The organism is Pseudomonas sp. H9 (assembly GCF_004353925.1).
GTDB lineage: Bacteria > Pseudomonadota > Gammaproteobacteria > Pseudomonadales > Pseudomonadaceae > Aquipseudomonas.
Genome location: NZ_SMOK01000003.1, coordinates 56371 through 80549, shown reverse-complemented (window position 1 = coordinate 80549; position 24179 = coordinate 56371). Strand labels below are relative to the sequence as shown.

Sequence of the window (24179 nt, the reverse complement as noted above, 5' to 3'; positions counted from 1 at the left end):
CCTCGACTGCAAGGGCGCGCGGCAGGCCCTGCCGCGTCCCGGAACCCGCGCTCGCTCAGACGGCGAGGCACAGGTATTTGATTTCCAGATAATCTTCGATGCCGTACTTGGAGCCTTCGCGGCCCAGGCCCGATTGTTTGATGCCACCGAACGGCGCGACCTCGTTGGAGATCAGTCCGGTGTTGACGCCGACCATGCCGTACTCCAGCTGCTCGGCCACATTGAACACCCGGGCGATATCGCGGCTGTAGAAGTAAGCGGCCAGGCCGTATTGCGTAGCGTTGGCCAAGGCGATGACTTCGGCGTCGCTGGTAAAGCGCACCAGCGCTGCCACCGGGCCGAAGATTTCTTCTTCCAGCAGCTCCATGCCCGGACCGACATTGCTCAGCACGGTGGGTTCGAAGAAGTTGCCACCCAGGGCGTGGGCCTTGCCACCCAGCACCAGTTCGGCGCCTTTGCCGACGGCGTCGTCGATCAGGCTGCGGACCTTGGCCACGGCCTTGTCGCTGATCAGCGGGCCGATCTGCGTACCTTCGGCGCTGCCGTGGCCGACTCCCAGTTGCTGCACGCGCTCGATGAAGCGTTGGCTGAACTGGGCGTAGACGCTGTCATGGATATAGAAGCGGTTGACGCAAACGCAGGTCTGCCCGGCGTTGCGGTACTTGGCAATCAAGGCACCTTCGACGGCGGCGTCGATGTCGGCGTCTTCAAAGACAATGAACGGTGCGTTGCCGCCCAGCTCCAGGCTGACTTTCTTGATGGTTTCGGCGCATTGGCCCATTAGCAAACGGCCCACTGGGGTGGAACCCGTGAAGCTCAGCTTGCGCACCGATGGGTGACCGGTGAACTGCGCGCCAATCGCCGGTGCATCACCGGTGACGACGCTGAACACGCCAGCGGGAATGCCGGCGCGCTCGGCCAGCTCAGCCAGGGCCAGGGCGCAGTACGGGGTTTCGTTGGCCGGTTTGACCACGATGGTGCAGCCGGCTGCCAGGGCAGGGGCGACTTTGCGGGTGATCATCGCCGCCGGGAAGTTCCACGGGGTGATGGCCGCACACACGCCGATGCCTTGCTTGATTACCAGCAGGCGCTTGTCGTTGGCCGGGCTCGGGATCACGTCGCCGTAGATACGTTTGCCTTCTTCGGCGAACCATTCGACGAACGAGGCGGCATAGCGAATTTCGCCCAGGGCTTCATGCAGGGGTTTGCCCTGTTCGAAGGTCATCAGGCGGGCCAGGTCTTGCTCGTGTTCCAGCAGCAATTCGAACCAGCGGCGCAGGATCTGCGCACGCTCTTTGGCGGTGCGGGCACGCCAGTCGCCCAAGGCAGCTTCAGCGGCTTCGATGGCGCGCACGGCTTCGTTGCCTGCCATCAGTGGCACGCTGCCGAGCAGTTCGCCGTTGGCGGGGTCGGTGACCGGCAGGCTGCGGCCATCATCGGCGTCGCACCAGCGCCCGTTGATATAGGCTTGCTGGCGGAACAGCTTATTGTCATTGAGTTTCACGCAAGGCACTCCGAAAGCCGCCGCAGGCGGTGAAGCCTGCGGCGGTGGTTATCAGTCGTCGAGATGGGCAACAGCGATCAGGTTGTGGAAGTGGGCGATGCCGTGCTCGCTCATGCCGCTGCGCTCGCGGTCGGCCATGATCCGGCCCTGGCCACGGTAGCCGCGGGACTTGAGGCCCTTCTGCACGCTTTCAACCAGGCGCAGGTCTTCTGGACGGAACACTTCGCGGTACCAGTCGATCAGCTTCTGCTGCTCTTCGGTGATGTCCTTGTTGAGGAAGTAGATGTCGTAGTGCTGCAGGGTGGTTTCAGCGTCAACCGGGAACTCGTAGATCACGGTCATGAAGTTCGCTCCTGGCGGCACGTTGAACATGGTGCACGGCCAGGCCCAGAAACCGGCGAAGGAAGGATCCTTGACGTCTTCGTCGAACTTGAACGACTGCTCCGATGGCTTGGCCAGGCCGTACTGCAAGGTCCAGTTGCCATAGGTGGTGTGGCTGTACTGGCCAACGTCAACCGAGTCGGAGAAGCCTGGGTGGGCCGGGGCGCAGTGGTAGCACTCGAGGTAGTTGTCGACGATCGATTTCCAGTTGGCTGGGGTGTCGCTGACAAAGCGCGCGGCCAGGTGCAGGTCGTCGATCACAGCACAGGCTTCACGCATGCGTTTTTGCAAGCCTGGCAGTTGGTCTTCGACTGAGCCTGCGTCCATGTCCATATTGATGAAGATGAAGCCTGCGTACTCTTCGACGCGCAGCTGCACCAGCGACGAGTTCTCTTTGTCGAAGTTCACTACGTTGTCGCAGTTACGCGCGTGGGCTAGGTCGCCGTCGAGCTTGAAGGTCCAGGCGTGGTAAGGGCAGGTGATGACGTTCTTGGCCTTGCCGCTGCCGCTCAGCAGTTGGTGGCCACGGTGCGGGCAGACGTTGTAGAAGGCGCGCAACACGCTGTCGCGACCGCGTACGACGATGATGCTTTCGCCGATCACTTCACGGGTGATATAGGCGTTGTTTTCCGCGACTTCACTGCGGTGGCCGACGCAGATCCAGCTGCGGGCGAAGATGGCTTCTTTTTCGTGCTCGAACACTGCCGCCTGGGTGTAGAAGCTGGCAGGGATGGTGAACGCCTCGTCGGCGTTGGCGCAGAAATCGGCGGGCAGGCGTTTGAAGTCATTCATGATGGGGCCTCACAAGCTCGGTATTTTAGTTATCAGTTAACGCGTATCTATCAGTTAACAATCAGGGCAAAAAAATTTGGTGCGATCACTGTGGGAGCGGGCTTGCCCCGCGATGCGTCATGGTTGACACACCGCGATCGCGGGGCAAGTCGGATCGCCGCACCGCCGCTCCTACAGGGTTTTGTCAGTGCACGGCAGCAGCGCTGCGTGGGGCCTGGTGTTGCGGTTCTTCACCAGCCATGCGGGCCGCTTCTTCCTCGATGCGGTAAGCCGGTACCTGGCCGTAGTCGTGGATCATCCATTTGAAGAAGCCGTAGATCTTCACCAGCAGGATCACCATGAACGGGATCGCGGTCAGCACCACGGCGGTTTTCATGGTCGACAACGAGGCCTTGGCGAACAGCATGGCCAGTGGCACCAGGGTCAGCACAACACACCAGAACAGGCGGTGGGTCGGCGTCGGGTCGTCACCTTCAGACAGGTTACGGGTGCTGGTGGCCGCAACGGCATAGGCAGCAGCGTCCATGTGCGAGGCGCAGAAGATCGCCATGATGAACAGGTACACGCCGAGGAACACTTGGCCCCATGGCAGGGCGAGCAGCAGGTGGGTCACAGCCGACTCACCGCCTTGTTCGCTGAGCATTTTCGGCACGTCCACAGCACCGCTGATGAACTGGTGCATGCTGTAGCTTTCCAGGGCGCCGAAGAAGAACCAGCAACCGAAGCTACCACCAAGCAGCAGGGCAAAGACCACTTCCTTGATCTGGCGGCCGCGCGATACGCGGGTCACGAACATGGCCACGCCTGGGGCGTAGGACACCCACCAGAGCCAGTAGAACACGGTCCAGTTGCGGGTAAAGGCGCCGTCGCCAGCCGGGTCGGTGAACAGGCTCATGTGCACGTAGTTCTGAATCATCAGGCCTACGGCGTTGGCGGTGTTGTTGATGGTGAACTGGGTCGGGCCGACCAGCAGCACCACCGCTGCAAACACCAGGGCGCCGATGCACACCATTTTGCTCAAGCGTTGCAGGCCGCCATCGATACCGATATAGGAGCTGAGCGAGAACAGGATCGCCACCGCGCCGATCACCATCAGTTGTACGGTGAAGGTGTCGGGGGTACCGGCCAGGTCATGCAAGCCACGGGTCAGGGTCGAGGCGGTGAGGGCCAGCGAGACGGTCAGGGCACCCATCATGGTCAGCAGGAAGATCAGGTCGACGCTACGGCCGACCGGGCCGGTGGCCTTGAAACCGGTCACCGCTTCAACGATCGACGCCAGGTTCAGGCCGCTCTTCTTGCGAACGTGGAAGTGATAGGCCATGGCCAGCGACGCCAGGGCGTAGATCGACCAGGCGCTGACACCCCAGTGGAAGAACGAGTAGCTGATGCTGTACTCAAGCGCTTTGGGTGTGGCCGCGGCGATGTTCAGGCCGGGGGTCTGGTAGTAGTAAGCCCATTCCATTACACCCCAGTAGAGGGTCGAGGAACCCATACCGGCGCAAATGAACATGAATACCCAAGTCGCTGTCGCGTACTCGGGTTTACCACTGCCCAGGCGGATATTGCCGTATTTGCTGAAGGCCAGGTACAGCACGGCCAGAGAACTGCCGAACACCAGCACCTGAACACTGGTACCAAAGGTACGGGTGGACAGTTCGAACAGCTGGTTTGCGGCGCTTTCAGCTTCGCTCGGGAATGCAGCAAGGCCAATTACAGTGAGCAGCACGGCTATCAAACTCACAGTAATCAGGAACACATCAATCTTTTTATTTTTGTGCGACATCATCGTCTCCTGGACGTTGGCGTACTTATCTATACCCGGCAGGCATTCCGGGGTGTTGCGGTGTGGCTCCTTCCATGGTTCGTTAACTAATAGTTAACATGCATCTTTTGGTTAACAGATTCTGCATTCAATCAGTGCCGCTCGCAAGAGGGAAGGGGCCGATTTGTCAGACAATTCTGACAATCGGCCCCTGTTCATCACGCTTCGATCAGTGCGGTGATGGCCTTGCCCACGTCCTGGGTCGATTTGCTGCCGCCCATGTCGCGGGTGGTATCACCGGCAGCAATGACCTGCTCGATGGCCTTGAGGATGTCGTCGTGGGCGGCGCGGTAGCGTGGGTCGCTGCCGTCGTTACCGAGGAAGTCGAGCATCAGCGCGCCGGACCAGATCATCGCAATCGGGTTGGCGATGTTCTTGCCGAAGATGTCCGGGGCCGAACCGTGTACCGGTTCGAACAGCGACGGGAACTTACGCTCAGGGTTGAGGTTGGCCGAAGGCGCAATACCGATAGTGCCTGCGCAGGCCGGGCCGAGGTCAGACAGGATGTCGCCGAACAGGTTCGACGCGACCACCACGTCGAAACGGTCTGGTTGCAGCACGAAGCGGGCGCAGAGAATATCGATGTGCTGCTTGTCCCAGCTGATGTCCGGATAATTGGCGGCCATGGCTGCGGTGCGCTCGTCCCAGTAGGGCATGCTCACGGCCATGCCGTTGGACTTGGTGGCCGAGGTAACGTGCTTGCGTTCGCGGGTTTGCGCCACGTCGAAGGCGTACTTGAGGATGCGGTCGACACCGCGGCGGGTGAACACCGATTCCTGCAAGACGAATTCGTTCTCGGTGCCTTCGAACATGCGGCCGCCCAGCGACGAATACTCGCCTTCGGTGTTCTCACGGATCACCACGAAATCGATATCGCCCGGCTCACGGCCTGCCAGCGGGCACGGTACGCCAGGGAACAGGCGCACGGGGCGGATGTTGACGTACTGGTCGAAGTCGCGGCGGAACTTGAGCAGCGAACCCCACAGGGAGATGTGGTCCGGGACTTTGTCTGGCCAGCCGACAGCGCCGAAGTACAGGGCGTCGAAGTCTTTGAGCTGCTCGAACCAGTCGTCTGGCATCATTTTGCCGTGGGCCAGGTAGTAGTCGCAGCTGGCCCATTCGAAGAATTCAAAGCTGATGTCCAAGCCATGCTTGCGGGCAGCGGCCTCGACTACGCGGATACCTTCAGGGAGAACTTCGATGCCGATGCCGTCGCCAGGGATCGCAGCGATTTTGAATGTCTTGCTCATGAGGGGCGCACTCGTTGTCTAGGGAACAGATGCGGCTCATGCTATAAGGGCTTCATTCAGAGATAATCTCGCCATTCATAGATTCTTAGTGCACGAAACGTGAATAATTTTCCGAGCCTCGACGACCTCAATATTTTTCTACAGGTGGCCAAGCGCGCCAGCTTTGCGGCTGTGGCCGAGGAACTGGGCATGTCGGCAGCGTTTATCAGTAAACGCATTCGCGTGCTGGAGCAGACCCTGGAAGTGCGCTTGCTGCACCGCACCACCCGACGGGTGACCGTCAGCGAAGAGGGCGAGCGCGTGTATCAGTGGGCGCAGCAGATCTTCGACGCGGTGCAGCGCATGGGCGATGACATCAGTGCCCAGCATCGGGAGCCGGCGGGGCAACTGCGTATTGCCAGCAGCCTGGGCCTGGGCCGGCGCTTCGTAGCGCCGGCCTTGTCGGAATTGGCCGAGCGTTACCCGCGCCTGGACATTCGCTTGGATGTGCATGACCGATTGGTTGACCTGATCGAGGAGGGCGTCGACCTCGACATCCGCGTGGGTAACGTGATTGCCTCCAACCTGATTGCCAAGCCGCTGGCCAGGAACCGCCGGGTGCTGTGTGCCTCGCCGGCGTACCTGGCGCGGCGCGGTATGCCTAAAGCACTGGCTGAGCTTGCCAGCCATGATTGCCTGGTGATCAAAGAGCGCGACCATCCCTTTGGTATTTGGGAACTGGAGGGGCCCAATGGCGAGGAGAGCGTGCGCGTCACCGGCAGCCTGTCGAGCAACCATGGTGAAGTGGCGCACCAGTGGTGCCTGGACGGACGCGGGATTTTGCTGCGATCGTGGTGGGATGTGCATGACAGCCTGGCCGATGGGCGGCTGGTGCAAGTGCTGAGCGACTACCATCAACCGGCCGATATCTGGGCGGTGTATACCTCACCCCTGGCCAGTTCGGCCAAGGTGCGGGTGGCGGTGGAGTTCTTCCGGCAGTACTTTGCCGAGCGTTACAGCTTGCCTGAAACATAACACCGGTAGGAGCGGGCTTGCCCCGCGATAGCGATCTGTCAGGTACCCCCTCAATCGCGGGGCAAGCCCGCTCCTACAGGTTTCATATCACCCTCAGCCACGGCCAACGCGCTTGGTAGCTTTTCGCTTTCTGCTCAAACAAATCAGGTTGGGCGTTTTTCGGGTTGATTCGTAGCAGCCCCTGTTCAATGTCGCCCAGGCCATAGGGTGCGTATAACTCGCCACTTTCAATTTCCAGCCCGATACAGGTACCGGCAACCAGGTAACGATCGACGCCGTCTTTGGCACACCGCAATTGAGGGTAGTGTCGGCCAAAGCGTTCTTCGTACCACAGGTGAACGCGCGCCTGATTCTTCACCTCGACATTCACTTCGAGGTCTTGAAACAGGTGTTGAGCGGCCTGGATCACCTCGTTCTCGGCCTCCCAGGACAGTTCAGGGTCAAAGTAGAAAACGTCGTAATCCTTGATGCCCCACGCTGCAGGCAATTGTGCCTGATGATTCCACACAGCCTGGAACAGACAGCCAGCCGTAAGCATGCACTGATCCACCCGCAATTCGGGTAGGCGGGCCGTAATTTCAGCGTTTACCGGGTTCGTCATGGCAATGCTGAGCAGTTCTTCAGCGGTCAGCGGTACGTCCATGTGAAATCTCTCCTGTGGTGGCTACCCAATACAACCCTCACCCCTTTAATGCAGCTTCAATCCCGGCGATGTCGATCTTGCCCATGTCCATCATCGCTTCGAATGCGCGCTTGGCTGCTGCTGTATCAGGATGGGTGATCGCTGCCGTCAGTGCCCGTGGGGTGATCTGCCATGATAGGCCCCACTTGTCCTTGCACCAACCACAGACACTTTCCTCGCCGCCGTTGCCGACAATCGCGTTCCATAAGCGATCCGTTTCGGCTTGATCGTCCGTTGCAACCTGAAAGGAGAAGGCTTCGCTGTGCTTGAATACGGGGCCGCCGTTGAGGCCCAGGCAGGGAATGCCCATAACCGTGAACTCCACGGTCAGGACGTCGCCTTGCTTGCCGGAAGGGTAATCGCCAGGGGCGTGATGGACGGCCACCACGGCGCTGTCCGGGAAGGTTTGGGCGTAGAAGGTTGCGGCGTCCAGCGCGTCGCCTTCAAACCACAGGCAAATGGTGTTCTTGCTGGTCATACTCGGTCTCCTGAAGCGGGCTTGGCCCATCAGTGTAGTCGCACCGGCAGGCGGGCTTCCTTGCCCGTGTTCAGGTTCAGACAACCATATCGACTTTGCCGGTAGCCAGACGATAGACACCGCCGACTATTTTCAGTTTGCCTTTGTCGAGTGCATCGGTGATGAGCGGTGTGGCTCCTTTAAGGCGTTGCACCGAGTCTTTGACATTTTGTGCGGTGGCATTTTCCAGCAGATTGCCGGGTTGCTCGATCACCTTCTGGATAGAAGATTTAAGCGCCTCAGTCAGTTTTGGGATGTGCCCGGGGAACACGGTTTGATCTTTCAGCGCTTTGATCCCGGCATCGAGCGCGCCACAGCTTTCATGGCCCAGTACCAGAATCAACGGTGCGCCGAGCACAGCAACGGCATATTCAAGACTGGCCAGGCCTTCGTCGGTGACGAAGTTACCCGCGACGCGAACGGCAAAAAGATCACCGCGCGCGGTGTCGAACGCATACTCCGGGGCGATCCGAGAGTCAGAGCAGCTGAGCACCGCCACGAACGGGTTCTGGCCGGAGACCAATGCTTCGCGCTCATCCTTGAAATCGTGAGTATCGGAATTACCGCTCACGTACCGCTCATTGCCTGCAAGCAAGCGTTGCAACGCCTGGTCGGGGTTGATTGCATTTTGAGGTTTAGGGGGCGCTGAAGTTTTCTCCTCGGCCAGGGCTAGCTTGTCAGGCAGCGCACCGGCCACTAGCAGGGCACTGGCACTCAGCCCGGCTATCTGCAGAAAACGACGACGATTGGTTGTGTTTGAAGAGGAAGTTGAATCACATGATTTACACATGATGGTGTGTACTCAGGTCAACTCGGTTGGCGTAACTGCTGTTGGGAAACCGGTGCTTTGATCAGCTCGCAGCACCGGGACCTTGAAGTCTAGTAGACCTGTATCGCTATGTTTTTTGCGCCGCGCTGACCGGTTGCTCAGGCGCTTGTGCCTTGGCCTTTGCCTGCGCAGGTTTCAAGCGTGAAACCCCGAACAACACCAGCGCCAGGCCGATCATCTGGTAGACCGAAACCTCCTCGCTAAGAATCGCCCATGACGCCAGCACCGTGAGCACCGGCCCAAGGTTACCGACCGCTGCAGTATGGGTTGCGCCCATGCGTTGAATCGCCAGCGCCACCCAGTAGATGGGCAGCACGGTCGAGAACACTGCCATCAGCGCGGCATACCACCAGACGACGGCAGGCAATTGCCAGACCTGCGCGGTGTCGGCCACCAGCCCATAGTGCGTCAGCACCATCAGCGACGAAGCACCACCTGCCAGCCCGGCCAGGCGCATGGAACTCATGCGCTTGAGCATCACGCCAGTGCCTGAGTAATACAGCGCGTAGGTGACCGCACTGGCGAACACCCAGGCGGCGCCCAACATCACTTGCCCGCCCAGCCCGGCGACGCTGACGTCATGCACAAAGGCGATGCCCAGGCCCAGGTAGCACAAGCCCATGGCCGCCAGGGTGCGCAGGGTCGGACGTTCACGCAGGGCAATCGCCTGGAACACCAGCACCAGGGTTGGGTAGGTGAACAGAATCAACCGTTCAAGCCCGGCGCTGATGTACTGCAGCCCATAGAAATCGAACAGGCTCGCCAGGTAGTAACCGAACAACCCCAACAGCATGACCCGCAGGCCATCCCCGAAGCCCAACGGGCTATTGCTCGGCCCGCGGCTGGCCCATACCAGCCAGGCAAACAACGGCAAGGCCAGGCCCATACGCATGGCCAGCAGCGTAATTGCATCCACCTGACTGGCCTGGTACGACAGCTTGACGAAAATCGCCTTGAAGCTGAAACCCAGTGCCGACAGCACCGCAAACAGGCTGCCGTTTTGCACGCAGCGCTGGAGCAACCCACGGAATGTATTCATCAGCGGCTCAACAGAGAAGAACAGGTGAGCATTATTCTAAAGTGAAGGCCAATGGCGCAGAATCGCATTTATCAGAACGTAGCCTTCGCCAAAAGAGAAAGCCCTGTGCACTTCGACCTCTCCGATTTACGTCTGCTGGTCGCCATTGCCACCTCCGGCAGCCTGAGCAAAGCGGCCGCCAGCATCCCGGTGGCCGTCTCCGCCGCCAGCACGCGCCTGCGCTTGTTCGAGGAACGCTGCGGCGTCGCGGTGTTCACCCGCAACGCTGGCGGCATGCAACTGACACCCGCTGGCCGCCTGGTGCTGGAAGCGGCCAGTAACGTGCTGGGTGAAGCACAGAAGATGCAAGACACCCTCAAAGAATTGACGGGCCAACGGCGGATCACCCTGCGTCTGGCCGCTACCACGGTAACCTCCAGCAGCTTGTTGCCGGCTGTGCTTGGCGCGTTTCTGGCCGATTATCCAGAAGTGGACTTGCAACTCACGGAGTACCGCAGCACAGGTGTCATGCGCGCGGTGCTCACCGGCGAATGCGAAATTGGCGTGTATGACGGTAGCGTCATCAGCGACGGTGTGTTGTCGCTACCGTTTCGCAGTGAACGCCTGGTGATGCTGGTGCCGACCGGGCATCCGTTGGCAGAACAGGAGCACACGCGCCTGCGCGATGCCTTGGGTTTCCCTTTCATTGGCATGCCAGCTGAACGGGCCATGCAACGCTTTGTGGAAGAGCGAGCGATGAAACTGGCCATGCCCTTGCAGATACGCGTGCGCGCACCGAGCTTCGAAGCCATCGCGCAACTGGTGGCCCAACGTGCCGGCATCGCCATGCTGCCGGAAACCACGGCGTTGCGCATGGAGCAGGAACTGCCCGTGCGAATGGTGTTGCTGGAAGAGCCTTGGGCGACGCTTGAGCTGCGGCTGTGTATCAAAGGGTGGGAATCCCTGAGCACGCATGGACGTCAGTTGGTTAGCTGCTTGTCGCAGTAGCCGCTCGGCTCAGCCCCGACATGAGCGCTGGCCATGAGGCCACCCCTCGGTGGGAGCGGGACTTGCCCCGCGATCTGGCGCGAAGCGGCAGCTAATCGCGGGGCAAGCCCGCTCCCACTGGGCCTTCAATCCTGCGCTGCTCACCAGTGGATGCGGGTTTCGTCTGCCGCGAATGCCCTGATGTGCTGCACAAAACTTTCATGGAATTTCGAGATTTTCTTCTGCGGCGGCAGCAACAGGGCGAAGTCCATTTCAATGGCGGGTTCAAAGCGCCGGAAGGCGATGCCTTGACCTTGGTATTCCTGAGCACTGATGACATCCACCAAGGCAACCCCTGCACCTTGCTCGACAAACTTGCACATTGCCATGGACAGCTGCGTTTCCACATTCAACTGCCGCTCTACGCCATGAGCGGCAAAGATGGCGTCGATGTGTTGCCGGGACGCCACGGTTTGCGGGAATGAGATGAACGCTTCGCCTTGCAGGTCCTCTGGCACGATCAGCGCTTTGCCAGCCAGTCGATGCGATGCCGGCAGCGCGCACAGCAAGTAAGAGGTGATGAGCTTTTCACCCCACGGGCTGGCGTAGGCATTTGGCTGGGCGATGAAGCCCACATCGCAGCGCTCGCCGACGATGGCATCTACGACTTCGCGTGAAGACTGCACCACCAGGCTGACTTGCGCCTGTTCATGGGTTTGCAAAAACGCATTGATGGCGCGTGGCATGAACGACAGGCCCAAGGCCGGCACGCATGCAATCTGCAGTGAGCCACGGGTGAGGTTGCCGATCTCGCGCGCGGTGCGTGCGATGCGCTCAACACCGAGCAGCGAACGCTGTACTTCCTCATACAGCACCAAGGCTTCTGGCGTGGGTTGCAAGCGGCCTTTGCTGCGTTCGAACAGGGCGAAGCCAATGTTTTCTTCCAGTGACAGGATCAGTCGCGTGGCGGCGGGCTGCGAGATGTGCAGCATCTCTGCCGCCCGTGTCACGGTCTGGCCCTGCATCACCGCACGAAAGGCTTCCAGCTGGCGAAGGTTCACTCATCGACTCCATAACAAAAAGACATGGCCCACCAAAAATAAAGCATTTTTCAGCGAAGCATAAGCGCCCTAGCATCTGAAAAACAATCTTCGGTCCCGCTTTTCAGCCACTGCAAGCCCATGTGCGCTCGAAAACTGAGGAAACAGGCATTATGCAGAAATGTGATTTCACTGTTGTCGGCGCTGGCCTTGTAGGTATGGCCATCGCCTACGGCCTTTCCAGGCAGGGCCTGAGCGTTCAGGTACTGGATGAAGGCGACACGGCGTTCAGGGCGTCGCGGGGCAACTTCGGGTTGCTCTGGGTTCAGGGCAAAGGCTACAAAATGGCGCCTTACACCCGCTGGACCCGTGCGTCCGTGGCGTTGTGGCCGGAACTGGCGGCCCTGTTGCTGGCCGACACGGGTATCGAGGTTCATCTCAAGCAACCGGGCGGTTTCCAATTGTGCCTGTCCGCTTCGGAACTGGCGGATGAAGTGCATATGCTGCGCGTGATCAAGGACGCCCAGGATGGCGACTACCCCTTCGAAGTGCTTGAGGGCGATGCGCTGAGAAAGCGCCTGCCGGGGGTTGGGGCAGGCGTGGTCGGTGCGTGCTATTCGCCAATGGATGGCCACGTTAACCCCCTGAAACTTCTCCATGCCTTGCACGCAGCGTGCAAGCGCCGGGGCGTACAAATCCTCAATGGGCGCACGGTCACAGACATACGCCAGAGCGCGACTGGCTACACGCTTGTCACGAATCAGGGCCATGTCATGAGCGCACGTTTAGTGCTGGCGGCCGGGCTGGGCAACAAGTCGCTCGGCGCCATGCTTGGGCACCACGTGCCGGTTGAGTCGAGCCGTGGTCAGATCTTGATTACCGAACGGCTGCAACCCTTTCTTCATTACCCGACCACCTATGTCCGTCAGACGGATGAGGGCACCGTGCAATTGGGGGACTCGGCCGAGCGTGTGGGGCTCGATGATCGCACCAGCGCCTCGGTCATGGCCCAGATTGCCGCGCGGGCAGTGACATGTTTTCCGTTGCTCGAGCATGTGCGGCTGGTCCGCGCCTGGGGTGCGTTGCGCGTGCTCAGTCCTGATGGCGCGCCGATCTACGAAGCGCTGAGCAATGCGCCGGGTTGCTTCGTGGTCGCCTGCCACAGTGGCGTGACGCTGGCGGCAGCCCATGCCTTGAAACTAGCTCACTGGATTGCCGGGAGCGAGCACCTTGCGCAAGTCAATGCGTTCTCGCTCAGTCGCTTTTCCCCTGCAGAGGACGTCGTGCATGTCAGCTGAAAGCCTTTTTACCCAGCTGCCATGCGAGCAGGGGATGAGTGTCATCGAGTTTGATGGGCAGCGTTTGTCGGTACCTGTTGGCGTCTCGTTGGCGGCTGCACTGCTGCACAGTGGTGTCAGAAGTTGCCGGCGCACGCCGGTCAGTGGCAGCTCGCGTGCGCCGTATTGCCTGATGGGGGTGTGTTTCGAATGCCTGGTCGAGGTGGATGGGGTGCCAAATTGTCAGGCCTGCCTGATCACCGTTCGCAACGGCATGCGTGTCATGAGCCAGCACGGTGCGCGTGCTGTGGCGCCCTGTGCAACGAGTGGAGGCCGCTTTGATGCGTGTTGAAACCGTCGACCTGTTGATCATTGGCGCCGGTCCTGCCGGGATGAGTGCGGCCGTGGAAGCGACGGGCAAGGGGCTGTCGGTGACGGTGCTCGATGAGCAACCTGCACCGGGTGGTCAGATCTACCGCAACGTGCAGCACGCCGATGCGGCACAGCGCGCGGTGCTTGGGCCTGACTATCAGAGCGGCTTGCGCCTGGTCGATGCGTTTCTGGCATCGGGCGCACGCTACCTCTGTGGCACCTCGGTCTGGTTGATTGATGAGGAAAAGCAAACCCACTATTTGCGCGATGGCCAGGCCTACGTGATCAAACCTCGCCGCTTGCTGATTGCTACCGGGGCTTATGAGCGACCTATGCCTGTTCCGGGCTGGACATTGCCCGGCGTGATGACGGCCGGGGCGGGGCAGATCCTGATTAAAAACGCTGCGCTGGTGCCGGCTCAACCGGTGCTGTTGGCCGGCTGTGGGCCTCTGCTGTATCTGCTTGCGGTTCAGTACCTCAATGCCGGCGCCAAGGTGGCAGCGTTGGTCGACACCTCGACAACCGCCGATATGCTGCGCGCCTGGGCTCACGTGCCGCGTGCACTAAAAGGCTGGCGCGACTTGGGCAAAGGGCTGGCGCTGCTCAACACCCTGCGTCGTGCCGGCGTCAAACATTATCGCGGCGCACACTCACTGCGGGTTGAAGGGCAAGCACAGGCTGAAGCGTTGTCGTTTGTGAGTGCCGAAGGCGAGCAGCGCATTGCTGCGCCGCTGATTCTGCTTCACCAAGGCGTGGTGCCTAACACACAGATCAGTTGGTCTTTGCGTTTGGACCACCAGTGGAACGACGCACAATTGTGTTGGCAGGCCACGCGCGATGCGTGGGGCGAAACCAGCCTGCCCGGTGTGTTCATCGCCGGTGATGGCGGTGCCATTGCAGGTGCTGGGGCGGCGTCGGTGCAGGGGCGACTGGCTGCACTCGCCGTCGTGCATCAGTTGCAGCGCATCGATGGCGATCAATTCAAGCGCCAGGCACGTCCGTTGATGAAAGCCTTGAAACGTCATCTGGCTGCGCGGCCATTGATTGATGCGATGTACCGACCCCTTGCGCAAACACGCATTCCTGCCGACGAGGTCATTGTCTGTCGCTGCGAGGAAGTGACGGCTGGCGACGTGCGCCGCTATGTCGACCTGGGGTGTCAGGGACCGAATCAAACCAAAGCATTTGGCCGCTGCGGCATGGGGCCCTGTCAAGGTCGGCTCTGTGGCCTGACGGTGACGCAAGTGATTGCCGAGCAACGCAATGTGCCGGTGGCGAGTGTCGGCTACTACCGCATTCGGCCGCCGATCAAGCCAGTGACCCTCGGTCAACTGGCCAGTGAAACCACCCTTGGCTGATCAGGAGTTGTCATGAGCAAAATCGAACGTCTGGAAAGAACCCCGCGCCTGAGCAGGGCTGTCACTCACAATGGCCTGGTGTGGCTGAGCGGGATTGTCGCGACGGATTTCAATGAAGACATTGCAGGGCAGACCCGGCAAGTGTTGGCACGCCTGGACGAGCTTCTGGAAAAAGCCGGGACGTCGAAATCCCGACTGCTGAATGTACAAATCTGGCTGAAAGACATGGTTGGCGATTTCGACGGGATGAACAGCGAGTGGAGCCAGTGGGTTGCTCCTGAAGCCGAACCCGCGCGTGCAACGGCTGGCGTTTCGTTTGATGACGAGAACATCCGCATCGAACTTGTCGCCGTTGCGGCTCAGTAAACAGAGTCAATGCATTCCAATTTTTAATCTTGCTGCTAACAATAACTACTTCTGGAGCAATGTATGAAATTGAAGTCTGGATTTTCAGCGCTGGCATTGATGTCTGCGGTTGCACTGTTCAGTCATGTGCAGGCCAGTGAACGTACGCTTCGTATTGGTGTTGAAGCCGCGTATCCGCCGTTTGCCTATAAAACCCCTGACAACCAGTTGGTGGGCTTTGATTATGATATTGGCGAAGCGTTGTGCGCCAAGCTTCAGGCGAAGTGCAAGTGGATCGAAATCGAGTTTGATGGTTTGATTCCATCACTGAAAGTTCGAAAAATAGATGCCGCCATCTCGTCGGTTTCCATTACCGAAGAGCGTTTGAAATCGGTCGATTTCACCTCCAGCTATTACCGTCTGCCTGCTCGGGTTGTTACCCGTAAAGACAGTGGCATCGGCAACGTACCTGGCGATTTGGCAGGAAAGCGCATCGGTGTGCAGCGCGCCACCAATTTCGACCGTTACGCCACGGAGCGCTTCGCCTCTTCGGGCGCGCAGATCGTCAAGTACGGCAGCCAGAACGAAGTCTTTCTGGATCTCCTGTCCGGGCGACTCGATGCAGCATTGGCGGGCTCGGTTGCCATTGAAGAGGGGCTGTTTAAAGTCGCAGGCGGTTCAGACTATCACTTTGTAGGCGAACCTTTTACCGAAGAGAAATATTTTGGCACCGGTGCGGGTATTGCTGTACGCAAGAAAGATCCCCTGGCCAGTGAGTTGAATCAGGCATTGCAAGCCATTCATGACGACGGCACTTATGACGCGATTCGGAAGAAATATTTTCAGTATGATATCTCGGGTAATCCGTGAGTGTTGAAGTGGGGGTGCGGCTTGAAGAGGTCGAACTTCAAGCGTTGAAATACTTGTTTGATGATGAGCCTGGTCTGGCGAAGCTATGCGTTGATATCGAAAACTTCGTGGTGCAAGCGCGTGAGCTCACCACGGTAGGTTTTTATTCAATCATTAACTGCAAATTGCCGAGTGGAACGGTTGGCAGCTCAAGGGAAATCAGCAAGAAAATCAGCGATCCCTTACTGGCAACGGGTGGGTGTTATGTGTGTTGGATTGAACACGACTTTACCCTTTGCCTGGAGGGGTTTTCAGATAGAAACTGGCCAAAGGCACTGACACCTCGGGCGCTGCAGTGAGTTCAATGAGCGCGGTGCTGTTAGAGGCTCAAGCCAATTTGGCACCGAAGAACAAACCTAGGTACACCAGCAAAGTGGCCCGGTAGGAGCGGGCTTGCCCCGCGACTGCGGTCTGTCTGTCATATCGCATCGCGGGTCAAGCCCGCTCCTACCTGCGGCAGAAAACCAACTCACCCCCCGTCTCGGGGGATGTCATTCGAGCGTCCTGGGTTGATAGTTTCGGCGGGGAAAGTTGAACACGCCGAATCAATAAGAAACCACAGGGATTGCTTCGATGAACATTCATTTCACCCCTGAAGATCTGGCCTTTCGCGAGGAAGTGCGGGGCTTCCTGCGCGACAAGCTCCCGCCGGCAATCGTTGAGCGCGGACGCAATGGCAAGTACTTCAACAACGAAGACTATAACGTGTGGATGCGCCTGCTCAGCGAGCGGGGCTGGCTGGCACCCAGTTGGCCGGTCGAGTACGGTGGTGCGGGCTGGTCGCCGGTGCAGAAGCTCATTTTCGAGGATGAGTGCGCGATCGCAGGTGCTCCAAGGGTGGTTGCGTTCGGGGTGAAGATGCTGGCGCCGGTGTTGATCAAGTTCGGGACCGAGGTGCAGAAAGCACGTTTTCTACCGCGTATCCTCAACTGCGAAGACTGGTGGGCCCAGGGTTACTCTGAACCGGGTGCGGGTTCCGACTTGGCTGCCGTTAAAACACGGGCGGTACGCGAGGGGGATCACTATGTGGTCAATGGTCAGAAGACCTGGACCTCCTACGTGCAGTATGCCAACTGGATCTTCTGCCTGGTACGTACCGATCCTCAAGCCAAGCCGCAACGTGGCATCAGCTTCCTGCTGATCGACATGAACACGCCGGGCATCACCGTGCGCCCGATCATTACCCTCGATGGTCAACATTCGGTCAATGAAGTGTTCTTCGACAACGTGCGGGTGCCGGTGGAAAACCTGGTAGGCGGCGAGAACGAAGGCTGGACGTGTGCCAAGTATTTGCTGACCCACGAACGAACCGCGCTTGCTGGCATCGGCGAGTGCAAGGCGAAGTTGACGCGGCTCAAGCAGATTGCCAGCCAGGAACTGCGTGAAGGTAAACCGCTGCTTGAAGACGCGCAGTTCCGTGCACAGATCGCCGATGTCGAGATCCAGCTGATGGCGTTGGAAATGTGCAATCTGCGCGCCTTGTCGGCGGCAGTCGGCGGTGCCGCGTCGGGTGGAGAAAGCTCGATGCTGAAGATCCGCGGTACGGAAATTCGCCAGGCCATCACTTATTTGATGAGCAAGGCGGTAGGCCCTTACAGCATGGCGTTCCTCGAAGATGAGCTGGGTTATGACAGCGTCGAGGCGTTGCTTCACACCGACTACACCAGCACGGCCACCACCCAGTACTTGGATATGCGCAAATCGTCGGTGTTCGGCGGCTCTAACGAAATCCAGAAAAACATCATCGCCAAGACCGTTCTCGAACTGTAAGGGGCCAGAACCATGAACTTCACTCTTAATGAAGAGCAGCAGATGCTCCAGCAGACCGTTGCCCGTCTGGTGCGTGACACCTATGGCTTTGAGCAGCGCGAGCACTTCCGCCAGAGCACCCAGGGCTTCAGTTCGGAACACTGGCAGCAGTTCGGTGAGCTTGGCCTGACTGCCGTGCCGTTCAACGAGGCGTTCGGCGGCTTCGGCGGCAGTGGCGTGGAAACCTTGCTGGTCATGAAGGAGCTGGGCCGAGGCCTGTGTCTGGAGCCCTACCTGCACTCGGTAATTTTTGCTGGCGGCCTCATCGAGCAACTCGGCAGCGCTCAGCAAAAGGCTGAGCTGCTGCCGCAGGTGGCCAGTGCTCAGTTGCAACTGGCGGTGGCGGTAGACGAGCCACAAAGCCATTACGCGCTCAACGACGTACAGACCTGCGCAACCGCTTGCGAAGGGGGCTGGACGCTGCGCGGTCGTAAATCAGTGGTGGTGGGCGGGCAGAGTGCCGGCTTGATCCTGGTGTCTGCCCGCACCAGCGGTGCCGAGCGTGACGAGGAAGGTATCAGCCTGTTCCTGGTCGATCCGCAAGGCGTGGGTGCAACCCGCAGCAGCTACCACACTATCGATGGGCGCAAGGCGTGTGACCTGTTTCTGGAGAATGCCGTGGGCGTACTGCTCGGCGAGCCGGGCAAGGCGTTGGGCGCACTGCGCTACCAGCAAGGTCGCGCCCTCGCTGCACAGTGCGCAGAAGCGGTTGGCAGCATGGAAGCGGCCTGCGAGCTGACCCTCGATTACCTGAAAACCCGCAAGCAGTTCGGCGTGGCGATCGGCACGTTCCAGGCATTGCAACACCGTATGGTGGAGATGCGCATGGAGCTGGACCAAGCCACGTCCATGGCGGTGCTGGCCGCCTGCGTGGCCGACGACCCAGACAGTGACGAACGCAGCCGTGCCATCGCTGCTGCCAAAGTCGTGACCTGCCGCGCCGCCCGCTTCATCGCCGACAACGGCATTCAGTTGCATGGCGGTATCGGCCTGACCTGGGAGTACGTGCTGTCGCACCACGCCAAGCACCTGCTGATGGTTGCCCGCCAGTTCGGTGATGATGACCATCATCTGAATGCCTTCAGTCGTTTGATGCAGGTCGCCTGAAGCCCCTGATTCTGCTCTCCCTGCGGGTCGGGGGAGAGCGGGATTTCATTCAACGTTCTGTAGACATCCAGCCTGCAAGCCTCCACCCTGTAGGGCACGCTGAAGTGCGTCTTCAGCTTTGACAGAACGTGTGAAAACTTATGAATCGTCGTAAAAAAATCAAGCAGTTGTTAGAAGCCCACGCCAAGAAGGCCAATGCCAAACGGGCACCGAAGAGCAAGCCTAAATACATCAGTAAAGCGGACCGGTTGAAGCTGGCTGAACAAGCCGGTGAGCCATTGAGTGATTGCCCTGCGGTAGAAGCGGGCTTGCCCCGCGATGCGATGTGACAGCTCAATCGCAGTCGCGGGGCGAGCCCGCTCACAGCCGAATGCCGTTGAGCAATCGCTCCATGGCAATCAAGGCCTGAGGTAGCCGGTCGTTGGCCTTGTCGCCCTCGGCGATCCAGAACGCTGTCTCTGTCAGGCCTCCGGAAATCATCGACGCCAGCGCCTGGGGATCCACCTGAATCACCAGGCCCAGCGCCATCAGCTGTTCCAGTAGTTGTTTCAGCGATTGCACGCAATGCATTTGCGCTTGGGGTGAAGGCGTTCCCAGTACCGCGCGTGCATCACGTAAGACAATGCGTTGAATTTCTGGCTCACGGGCCATTTCCAGGTAAGCACGACAGCGGCTGGTGAAGCCGAGCCACGGGTCGCAGTGGGCATCGGAGAGAGCTTGCAGGCGCGCATCCATCTCGCTGTCGATCTGGGCCACCACTGCGGCGAGCAACCCTTTTTTGTCACCAAAATGGTGATAAAGCGCACCTCGGGTGAGGTTGGCCTGGGCGGTCAGATCGTCCATTGAAGTGTCGGCATAGCCGCGCTCGCTAAAGACCAAACGTGCAGTTTCGAGCAAGGTGGCGCGTGTCTGTTCCATGTCGGCGCGGGTGCGTCTGGCCATCGGGCTCTCCTGTGCAGAGGTGGATTTACATTCAGTTCGTATGATAAAAGATTTTAAACATACGCAGCGTATGTATTTTTTGACAAGGAGCGTGCAGCATGAACAATCCATACCGAGCGTTGTTTCAGGCCCCAGGAACCCTGGGGTTTGCCTTTGCCGGGTTGCTGGCCCGTTTGCCGTTGCCCATGACCGGGATCGGCATCATCACCATGCTTTCGCAGCTGCGCGGTGGTTTCGCCCTGGCCGGGGCCGTGTCGGCGACGTTCGTGCTCACCTATGCGTTGATGTCACCCCAGATTTCTCGGCTGGTAGATCGCTTTGGCCAGCGCCGGGTGCTGCCGGTGTTCACTGCGCTGAGTGTGTCGGGCAGTTGCTTGCTGTTGCTGTGCAGCTATTGGCAAGGCCCTGACTGGTTGCTGTTTATCAGCGCTGTATTAGCTGGATTCATGCCCAGTATGTCGGCAATGGTGCGTGCCCGCTGGAGCGCGATCTACCGTGGTACACCGCTATTGCAGACAGCCTATTCGCTGGAAACCGTGCTCGACGAAGTCACCTTTATTGCTGGCCCACCTCTGGCCATAGGGCTGTGTGTGGCTGTGATGCCACAGGCGGGCCCGCTGACTGCTGCGGTGTTACTGGCCATGGGCGTGTGTGCGCTGGTTGCTCAGGTAGGCAGCGAACCACCATTACAGCGTGACGCTGAGGCTGCGCGCCAAAGTGTGTCGTTGTTGCGGCTTGCCGAGATGCGCCTGCTGACGGTACTGATGGTGGCCATGGGCATCATCGTTGGCACGGTAGAAATCGTCAGCGTGGCTTTCGCCGAGCAAAGAGGGGTACCGGCAGCGGCCAGCCTCGTACTGTCGTGTTACGCCCTTGGCTCCTGCGTTGCCGGATTGCTGTTCGGCGCGTTGAAGCTGCGTACACCGCTACACGTCTTGCTGTTGCTGGGCGGGCTGGCAACGGCAGCGACTACTTTGCCACTGGCATTTGCCGGCAACATCCTCAGCCTGTCAGTGGCGGTGTTGGTGGCGGGGCTGTTTTTCGCGCCGACGATGATTGTGGCGATGTCGCTGGTGGAGCGTGTGATCCCGGAAAACCGGCTGACCGAAGGGGTGACCTGGTTGCTGGCAGGCTTGAATGTTGGTGTTGCCGGCGGTGCTGCGGTGTCGGGCCAAGTGCTTGATGTTCTCGGCACCAAGGCCGCTTTCAACGTTGCGCTGTGCGCTGGTGTCGCCGTGCTGCTGGTGACGCTCTGGGGCTATTGCCGCTTGAACGCGTCGGTAGGAGCGGGCTTGCCCCGCGATGCGATGTAAGTATCGCGTCTTGGCGCCCGTAATGATGGAACAGGCCCGACCTACTGAAATCGCAAACCGCGTTGCCTGCACTAGCGCGCCAAAGTTTGCAGCTTGCAGCTTGCAGCTTGCAGCTTGCAGCTTACAAGACTAAAGATCGAGGACCAGCGGCTCAGTAGTATCTTGCGGTTGCGCAGGGACTGCACAGCAGATCAACACGTTGCCAGCCGCAGGCAGCTCAGCCGGTGGGTTGCTGTAGTGCACGTTGCCACTGATCAAGCGCGTGGCGCAGGTTCCGCAGGAGCCACCACGACAGCTGAATTCGGGGTTCAGGCCGCGGCTCTCGGCGAGCTCCAGCAGGCTACCGCTGTCGGGCTTCCAGCGTGCCTCGGTCGCTGAGTTGGCGAAGTAAACCGGTACCGGCGCCGTGGCCGCTTGTGTCGTTGACGGTGTTGTTTCCACGCGGTGCAACGCCGAGGGGCCGAAGGTCTCGGCGTGGATGCGCGCGTCGGGGATGTTCACGCCACGCAGGCCGTCATACATGTCCTGAAGAAAGCCCGCCGGGCCACAGAGGTAGAAGTCGTAGTCATCCAGCGGGAGTCGGGCTTTGACCTGGGCAAAACTCAAACGACCGGCCAGTTGGTAGTCGCGCTCAAGTACCGCGTCTGCGTCGGGGCGACTCAAGGTGCGATGAATGTGCAGCAGCCCGGCAGCGTGTTGCAGTAACGCTTGAAGTTCTGCTTGAAAGGGCAGGTCGCCCAGGGTTCTGGCGCTTTGGAACATATGAATCGGACATGTTCTTTGCTGTTGCTGGATTTGCGCGACCAGCGCTCTGACCATCGACATCATCGGCGTGATACCGACGCCCGCGCCAATCAGTACCACCGGACGTTCGGTGTCATCGGTGAGCATGAAATTGCCCAACGGTGGTCGCACTTGCAGCACATCGCCCACTTGCACCTGGGTGTGCAGGTGCTGTGAGGCCTTGCCTTGCTGTTTGACGCTGATGCGCACATGCCCGTCGGAGGGCGCGCTGGAGACGCTGTAGGTGCGAATCAGGGTTTCTGCATCGGCGGTCAGAATGCGGATCGGCAGATGTTGGCCAGCAATGAATGTGATCTCGCTGTTGTCTTGCGGCTCCAGGTAAAACGAGCGGATATCGCTACTTTCCTGCTGAACGCGCGTCACTCGCCATGCGTGCCACTGCCGACGCTGCTCGCTCTGACGCAGACGTTCTTCGGCTTGTGCCCAAGTGCCGGTCTCCAGGCTGGTGGGTGCATAGTCGTGAAACTGCCAGCGCAGGGAGAAGGCGGCGGGGCGCAAGACCGCCTGTTCGACCTCGAATGCCCACAGCCTTTGGGCGCCTTCAAAGGCCTTGATCAACGGGTCGTCCAGAATCAGTTCGGTGCGCCCGGTCAGTTGCAGTAAGTCGCCGCTGTTGAAGTCGATGAAGAGCAGCCCGGCAACCGGATTGGACAACAGATTACCCAAGGTATTGAAGAACAGGTTGCCGGCATAGTCTGGAATGGTCAGGCGATTGCCTTGCACGTTAACGAAGCCCGCGCGTCCTCCGCGATGGGAGACGTCCACAGCGCGATGGTGCGGGTCATGATCGACGTAGCTGGCGACAAAAAAAGTGTCGGCTGTGCGGATCAGCGCCGTGCTGCGCTCATCCAGTTCGGTGAAATCCTGCCGAGGTGCGCTAGCAGGTTCCGGTTGCAGGGAGCGGGTGAAACTGCGCGTCTGAATGTACTTGGGGCAGTTACCGTAGGAGTGCTCGACCTCAACTTCGAAACCTTGCCCGCAGGCGTTGCGGATCACACCGTTGATGCGGTTGCGCCGACGGGTGTGCAGCTCGATACCCAGCATGCCGATGGCCTGGCCGGTGCGAAGCCCCGTCGCAGCCGGGTCTTGTGCAGTGGCCTGAGTAGCTACCAGCAGGTGCTGTGGGTCCGGGGAGCTGACAAAACCTTCGGGCCCCTCGAGTATCGTGGCCCACGGTCGCTGTTGGGCATCTACCGCGCCGACCACCATAAACGGCAACTGCTGATAGAACTCACGATGCTGATCGGGCATGTAATTGCGGATGACCTTCTGGCCGATGACCTCCATTTGCTCCGCGACATTAAAGGCAGCTTGCAGTGTTTTTTCACCGGCATGCCAAGGCGAGTGACGGTGCTTGGGAAGAGCGTTCAAGGGGTGTGCTCCTCGAGAGGGCTGCCGGGGCATCCGGCAGCCTGGACTTAGCTGGCCTGTAGCCCGGCTGCTGTGCGCTGCATGGGTACGAAGCCAGGCAGCGCTTCGACCCGCTGCAACCAGGCACGCACATTCGGGTAGGCCTCCAGCGACACGTTGCCTTCCGGGGCGTGGGCGATGTAGCTGTAGTTGGCAACATCGGCAATGCTGGGCTCAGTGCCAACGAGGAAAGGGCGCATGGCCAGTTCGCTGTCCATCACCTTGAGCAGGGCGTGGGCGCGGTTGATGACTTCTTCGGCATTGAACGTTGCACCGAACACCGTGATCAGCCGGGCTGCTGCCGGGCCGAAAGCCACCTGGCCTGCAGCCACCGACAGCCAGCGCTGAATGTGTGCGGCGCTCAGCGCATCGTCGGCATACCAACGGCCATTGCCATACTGCTTCGCCAGGTAGACCAGGATCGCGTTGGAGTCGCTGATCAGGGTGCCGTTGTCGTCGATCACCGGTATCTGGCCGAAGGCGTTGATGGCGAGGAACTCAGGCGATTTATGCGCGGCATTGGCCAGGTCGACAAACACCAGCTCGCCAGGCAGTTGCAGCAGTGAAAGCATGAGCTCGACGCGATGGGCGTGGCCGGACAACGGGTGACGATACAGTTTGATCGGCTGTGGCATGGTCATGCTCCGTAACAGAGTGGGTGGCCCGCGCAACGCTGTGCGGGTAGCGCCATGTTGCG

24 protein-coding genes are annotated in these 24179 nt (G+C 59.8%); 12 read left to right on the top strand and 12 right to left on the bottom strand.

The window, feature by feature from the left end:
• Positions 1-55 precede the first annotated feature (55 nt).
• The 4 genes from E1573_RS01210 to E1573_RS01195 all read right to left on the bottom strand — a co-directional run bounded on the left by E1573_RS01210 (position 56) and on the right by E1573_RS01195 (position 5749).
• The gene (locus tag E1573_RS01210) at positions 56-1504 is read right to left on the bottom strand and encodes an NAD-dependent succinate-semialdehyde dehydrogenase (protein WP_133209799.1); all 1449 of its coding nucleotides are present in this window, start codon (positions 1502-1504) and stop codon (positions 56-58) included.
• A 51-nt stretch (positions 1505-1555) separates the two neighbouring features.
• Entirely contained in the window at positions 1556-2677 is a 1122-nt protein-coding gene (locus E1573_RS01205; RefSeq protein ID WP_133209797.1) for an aromatic ring-hydroxylating dioxygenase subunit alpha, read from the bottom strand.
• Positions 2678-2861: 184 nt separating this feature from the next.
• The gene (locus E1573_RS01200; protein ID WP_133209795.1) at positions 2862-4460 is read right to left on the bottom strand and encodes a BCCT family transporter; all 1599 of its coding nucleotides are present in this window, start codon (positions 4458-4460) and stop codon (positions 2862-2864) included.
• 197 nt (positions 4461-4657) lie between these two features.
• Positions 4658-5749, bottom strand: a complete 1092-nt coding sequence (locus E1573_RS01195) for a tartrate dehydrogenase (protein ID WP_133209793.1) — start codon at positions 5747-5749, stop codon at positions 4658-4660.
• Positions 5750-5848: 99 nt separating this feature from the next.
• Here E1573_RS01195 and E1573_RS01190 point away from each other — a divergent pair, with 99 nt between their 5' ends.
• Positions 5849-6763, top strand: a complete 915-nt coding sequence (locus tag E1573_RS01190; protein ID WP_133209791.1) for a LysR substrate-binding domain-containing protein — start codon at positions 5849-5851, stop codon at positions 6761-6763.
• 82 nt (positions 6764-6845) lie between these two features.
• On the opposite strand, the gene E1573_RS01185 is transcribed toward E1573_RS01190, so the two are convergent.
• The 4 genes from E1573_RS01185 to E1573_RS01170 all read right to left on the bottom strand — a co-directional run bounded on the left by E1573_RS01185 (position 6846) and on the right by E1573_RS01170 (position 9830).
• Positions 6846-7406 carry a nucleotidyltransferase family protein gene (locus tag E1573_RS01185; RefSeq protein ID WP_133209789.1) on the bottom strand — a complete coding sequence of 187 codons (561 nt, stop codon included), beginning with the start codon at positions 7404-7406 and terminating at the stop codon, positions 6846-6848.
• 37 nt (positions 7407-7443) lie between these two features.
• Complete coding sequence (locus E1573_RS01180) at positions 7444-7923, bottom strand: VOC family protein (RefSeq protein ID WP_133209787.1); 480 nt, start codon at positions 7921-7923, stop codon at positions 7444-7446.
• Positions 7924-7999: 76 nt separating this feature from the next.
• Positions 8000-8752 (bottom strand): carbonic anhydrase, encoded by a 753-nt coding sequence (locus tag E1573_RS01175; RefSeq protein ID WP_133209784.1) that lies wholly within the window; start codon positions 8750-8752, stop codon positions 8000-8002.
• 106 nt (positions 8753-8858) lie between these two features.
• Entirely contained in the window at positions 8859-9830 is a 972-nt protein-coding gene (locus E1573_RS01170; protein ID WP_133209782.1) for a DMT family transporter, read from the bottom strand.
• Positions 9831-9881: 51 nt separating this feature from the next.
• Between E1573_RS01170 and E1573_RS01165 the strand changes: the two genes are divergently transcribed.
• Entirely contained in the window at positions 9882-10817 is a 936-nt protein-coding gene (locus tag E1573_RS01165) for a LysR substrate-binding domain-containing protein (RefSeq protein ID WP_256659448.1), read from the top strand.
• Positions 10818-10957: 140 nt separating this feature from the next.
• Here the strand turns inward: E1573_RS01165 and E1573_RS01160 are convergent, their stop codons facing one another.
• Complete coding sequence (locus E1573_RS01160) at positions 10958-11857, bottom strand: LysR substrate-binding domain-containing protein (protein ID WP_133209780.1); 900 nt, start codon at positions 11855-11857, stop codon at positions 10958-10960.
• 152 nt (positions 11858-12009) lie between these two features.
• Between E1573_RS01160 and E1573_RS01155 the strand changes: the two genes are divergently transcribed.
• The 9 genes from E1573_RS01155 to E1573_RS01115 all read left to right on the top strand — a co-directional run bounded on the left by E1573_RS01155 (position 12010) and on the right by E1573_RS01115 (position 19342).
• Positions 12010-13134 carry an FAD-binding oxidoreductase gene (locus E1573_RS01155; RefSeq protein WP_133209778.1) on the top strand — a complete coding sequence of 375 codons (1125 nt, stop codon included), beginning with the start codon at positions 12010-12012 and terminating at the stop codon, positions 13132-13134.
• On the top strand, positions 13124-13465 hold the full coding sequence (locus tag E1573_RS01150; protein WP_133209776.1) for a (2Fe-2S)-binding protein: 342 nt from the start codon (positions 13124-13126) through the stop codon (positions 13463-13465). The genes E1573_RS01155 and E1573_RS01150 overlap by 11 nt, the downstream gene beginning before the upstream one ends.
• Entirely contained in the window at positions 13455-14843 is a 1389-nt protein-coding gene (locus E1573_RS01145; protein ID WP_133209774.1) for an FAD/NAD(P)-binding oxidoreductase, read from the top strand. The genes E1573_RS01150 and E1573_RS01145 overlap by 11 nt, the downstream gene beginning before the upstream one ends.
• Positions 14844-14855: 12 nt before the next feature.
• Positions 14856-15209 (top strand): RidA family protein, encoded by a 354-nt coding sequence (locus E1573_RS01140; RefSeq protein ID WP_133209772.1) that lies wholly within the window; start codon positions 14856-14858, stop codon positions 15207-15209.
• A 63-nt stretch (positions 15210-15272) separates the two neighbouring features.
• Positions 15273-16058, top strand: coding sequence for a transporter substrate-binding domain-containing protein (locus tag E1573_RS01135; protein ID WP_133209770.1), 786 nt, complete (start codon positions 15273-15275; stop codon positions 16056-16058).
• Positions 16055-16396, top strand: coding sequence for a hypothetical protein (locus E1573_RS01130; protein WP_133209768.1), 342 nt, complete (start codon positions 16055-16057; stop codon positions 16394-16396). Before E1573_RS01135 ends, E1573_RS01130 begins: the two co-directional genes overlap by 4 nt.
• A gap of 274 nt (positions 16397-16670) precedes the next feature.
• Positions 16671-17867: an acyl-CoA dehydrogenase family protein gene (locus tag E1573_RS01125; RefSeq protein ID WP_133209766.1), complete on the top strand. Its 1197-nt coding sequence runs from the start codon at positions 16671-16673 to the stop codon at positions 17865-17867.
• Between the two features lie 12 nt (positions 17868-17879).
• Entirely contained in the window at positions 17880-19013 is a 1134-nt protein-coding gene (locus E1573_RS01120; protein ID WP_133209764.1) for an acyl-CoA dehydrogenase family protein, read from the top strand.
• Between the two features lie 140 nt (positions 19014-19153).
• Positions 19154-19342, top strand: a complete 189-nt coding sequence (locus E1573_RS01115; protein ID WP_133209762.1) for a DUF2986 domain-containing protein — start codon at positions 19154-19156, stop codon at positions 19340-19342.
• Between the two features lie 31 nt (positions 19343-19373).
• Here the strand turns inward: E1573_RS01115 and E1573_RS01110 are convergent, their stop codons facing one another.
• Positions 19374-19955, bottom strand: a complete 582-nt coding sequence (locus E1573_RS01110; RefSeq protein WP_133209760.1) for a TetR/AcrR family transcriptional regulator — start codon at positions 19953-19955, stop codon at positions 19374-19376.
• A gap of 98 nt (positions 19956-20053) precedes the next feature.
• Here E1573_RS01110 and E1573_RS01105 point away from each other — a divergent pair, with 98 nt between their 5' ends.
• Positions 20054-21268, top strand: coding sequence for an MFS transporter (locus E1573_RS01105; protein ID WP_133209758.1), 1215 nt, complete (start codon positions 20054-20056; stop codon positions 21266-21268).
• 129 nt (positions 21269-21397) lie between these two features.
• Here the strand turns inward: E1573_RS01105 and E1573_RS01100 are convergent, their stop codons facing one another.
• The gene (locus E1573_RS01100; protein WP_133209756.1) at positions 21398-23443 is read right to left on the bottom strand and encodes a pyridoxamine 5'-phosphate oxidase family protein; all 2046 of its coding nucleotides are present in this window, start codon (positions 23441-23443) and stop codon (positions 21398-21400) included.
• 47 nt (positions 23444-23490) lie between these two features.
• On the bottom strand, positions 23491-24117 hold the full coding sequence (locus E1573_RS01095) for a glutathione S-transferase family protein (protein ID WP_133209754.1): 627 nt from the start codon (positions 24115-24117) through the stop codon (positions 23491-23493).
• Between the last annotated feature and the right edge of the window lie 62 nt (positions 24118-24179).

Excerpts from the sequence above, each read along its gene's own strand:
- E1573_RS01205 (WP_133209797.1), bottom strand. The coding sequence starts at position 2,677 with ATGAATGACTTCAAACGCCTGCCCGCCGATTTCTGCGCCAACGCCGAC.
- E1573_RS01200 (WP_133209795.1), bottom strand. The coding sequence starts at position 4,460 with ATGTCGCACAAAAATAAAAAGATTGATGTGTTCCTGATTACTGTGAGT.
- E1573_RS01195 (WP_133209793.1), bottom strand. The coding sequence starts at position 5,749 with ATGAGCAAGACATTCAAAATCGCTGCGATCCCTGGCGACGGCATCGGC.
- E1573_RS01185 (WP_133209789.1), bottom strand. The coding sequence starts at position 7,406 with ATGGACGTACCGCTGACCGCTGAAGAACTGCTCAGCATTGCCATGACG.
- E1573_RS01180 (WP_133209787.1), bottom strand. The coding sequence starts at position 7,923 with ATGACCAGCAAGAACACCATTTGCCTGTGGTTTGAAGGCGACGCGCTG.
- E1573_RS01175 (WP_133209784.1), bottom strand. The coding sequence starts at position 8,752 with ATGTGTAAATCATGTGATTCAACTTCCTCTTCAAACACAACCAATCGT.
- E1573_RS01170 (WP_133209782.1), bottom strand. The coding sequence starts at position 9,830 with ATGAATACATTCCGTGGGTTGCTCCAGCGCTGCGTGCAAAACGGCAGC.
- E1573_RS01165 (WP_256659448.1), top strand. The coding sequence starts at position 9,882 with ATGGCGCAGAATCGCATTTATCAGAACGTAGCCTTCGCCAAAAGAGAA.
- E1573_RS01155 (WP_133209778.1), top strand. The coding sequence starts at position 12,010 with ATGCAGAAATGTGATTTCACTGTTGTCGGCGCTGGCCTTGTAGGTATG.
- E1573_RS01150 (WP_133209776.1), top strand. The coding sequence starts at position 13,124 with ATGTCAGCTGAAAGCCTTTTTACCCAGCTGCCATGCGAGCAGGGGATG.
- E1573_RS01145 (WP_133209774.1), top strand. The coding sequence starts at position 13,455 with ATGCGTGTTGAAACCGTCGACCTGTTGATCATTGGCGCCGGTCCTGCC.
- E1573_RS01140 (WP_133209772.1), top strand. The coding sequence starts at position 14,856 with ATGAGCAAAATCGAACGTCTGGAAAGAACCCCGCGCCTGAGCAGGGCT.
- E1573_RS01135 (WP_133209770.1), top strand. The coding sequence starts at position 15,273 with ATGAAATTGAAGTCTGGATTTTCAGCGCTGGCATTGATGTCTGCGGTT.
- E1573_RS01125 (WP_133209766.1), top strand. The coding sequence starts at position 16,671 with ATGAACATTCATTTCACCCCTGAAGATCTGGCCTTTCGCGAGGAAGTG.
- E1573_RS01120 (WP_133209764.1), top strand. The coding sequence starts at position 17,880 with ATGAACTTCACTCTTAATGAAGAGCAGCAGATGCTCCAGCAGACCGTT.
- E1573_RS01115 (WP_133209762.1), top strand. The coding sequence starts at position 19,154 with ATGAATCGTCGTAAAAAAATCAAGCAGTTGTTAGAAGCCCACGCCAAG.
- E1573_RS01110 (WP_133209760.1), bottom strand. The coding sequence starts at position 19,955 with ATGGCCAGACGCACCCGCGCCGACATGGAACAGACACGCGCCACCTTG.
- E1573_RS01105 (WP_133209758.1), top strand. The coding sequence starts at position 20,054 with ATGAACAATCCATACCGAGCGTTGTTTCAGGCCCCAGGAACCCTGGGG.
- E1573_RS01095 (WP_133209754.1), bottom strand. The coding sequence starts at position 24,117 with ATGCCACAGCCGATCAAACTGTATCGTCACCCGTTGTCCGGCCACGCC.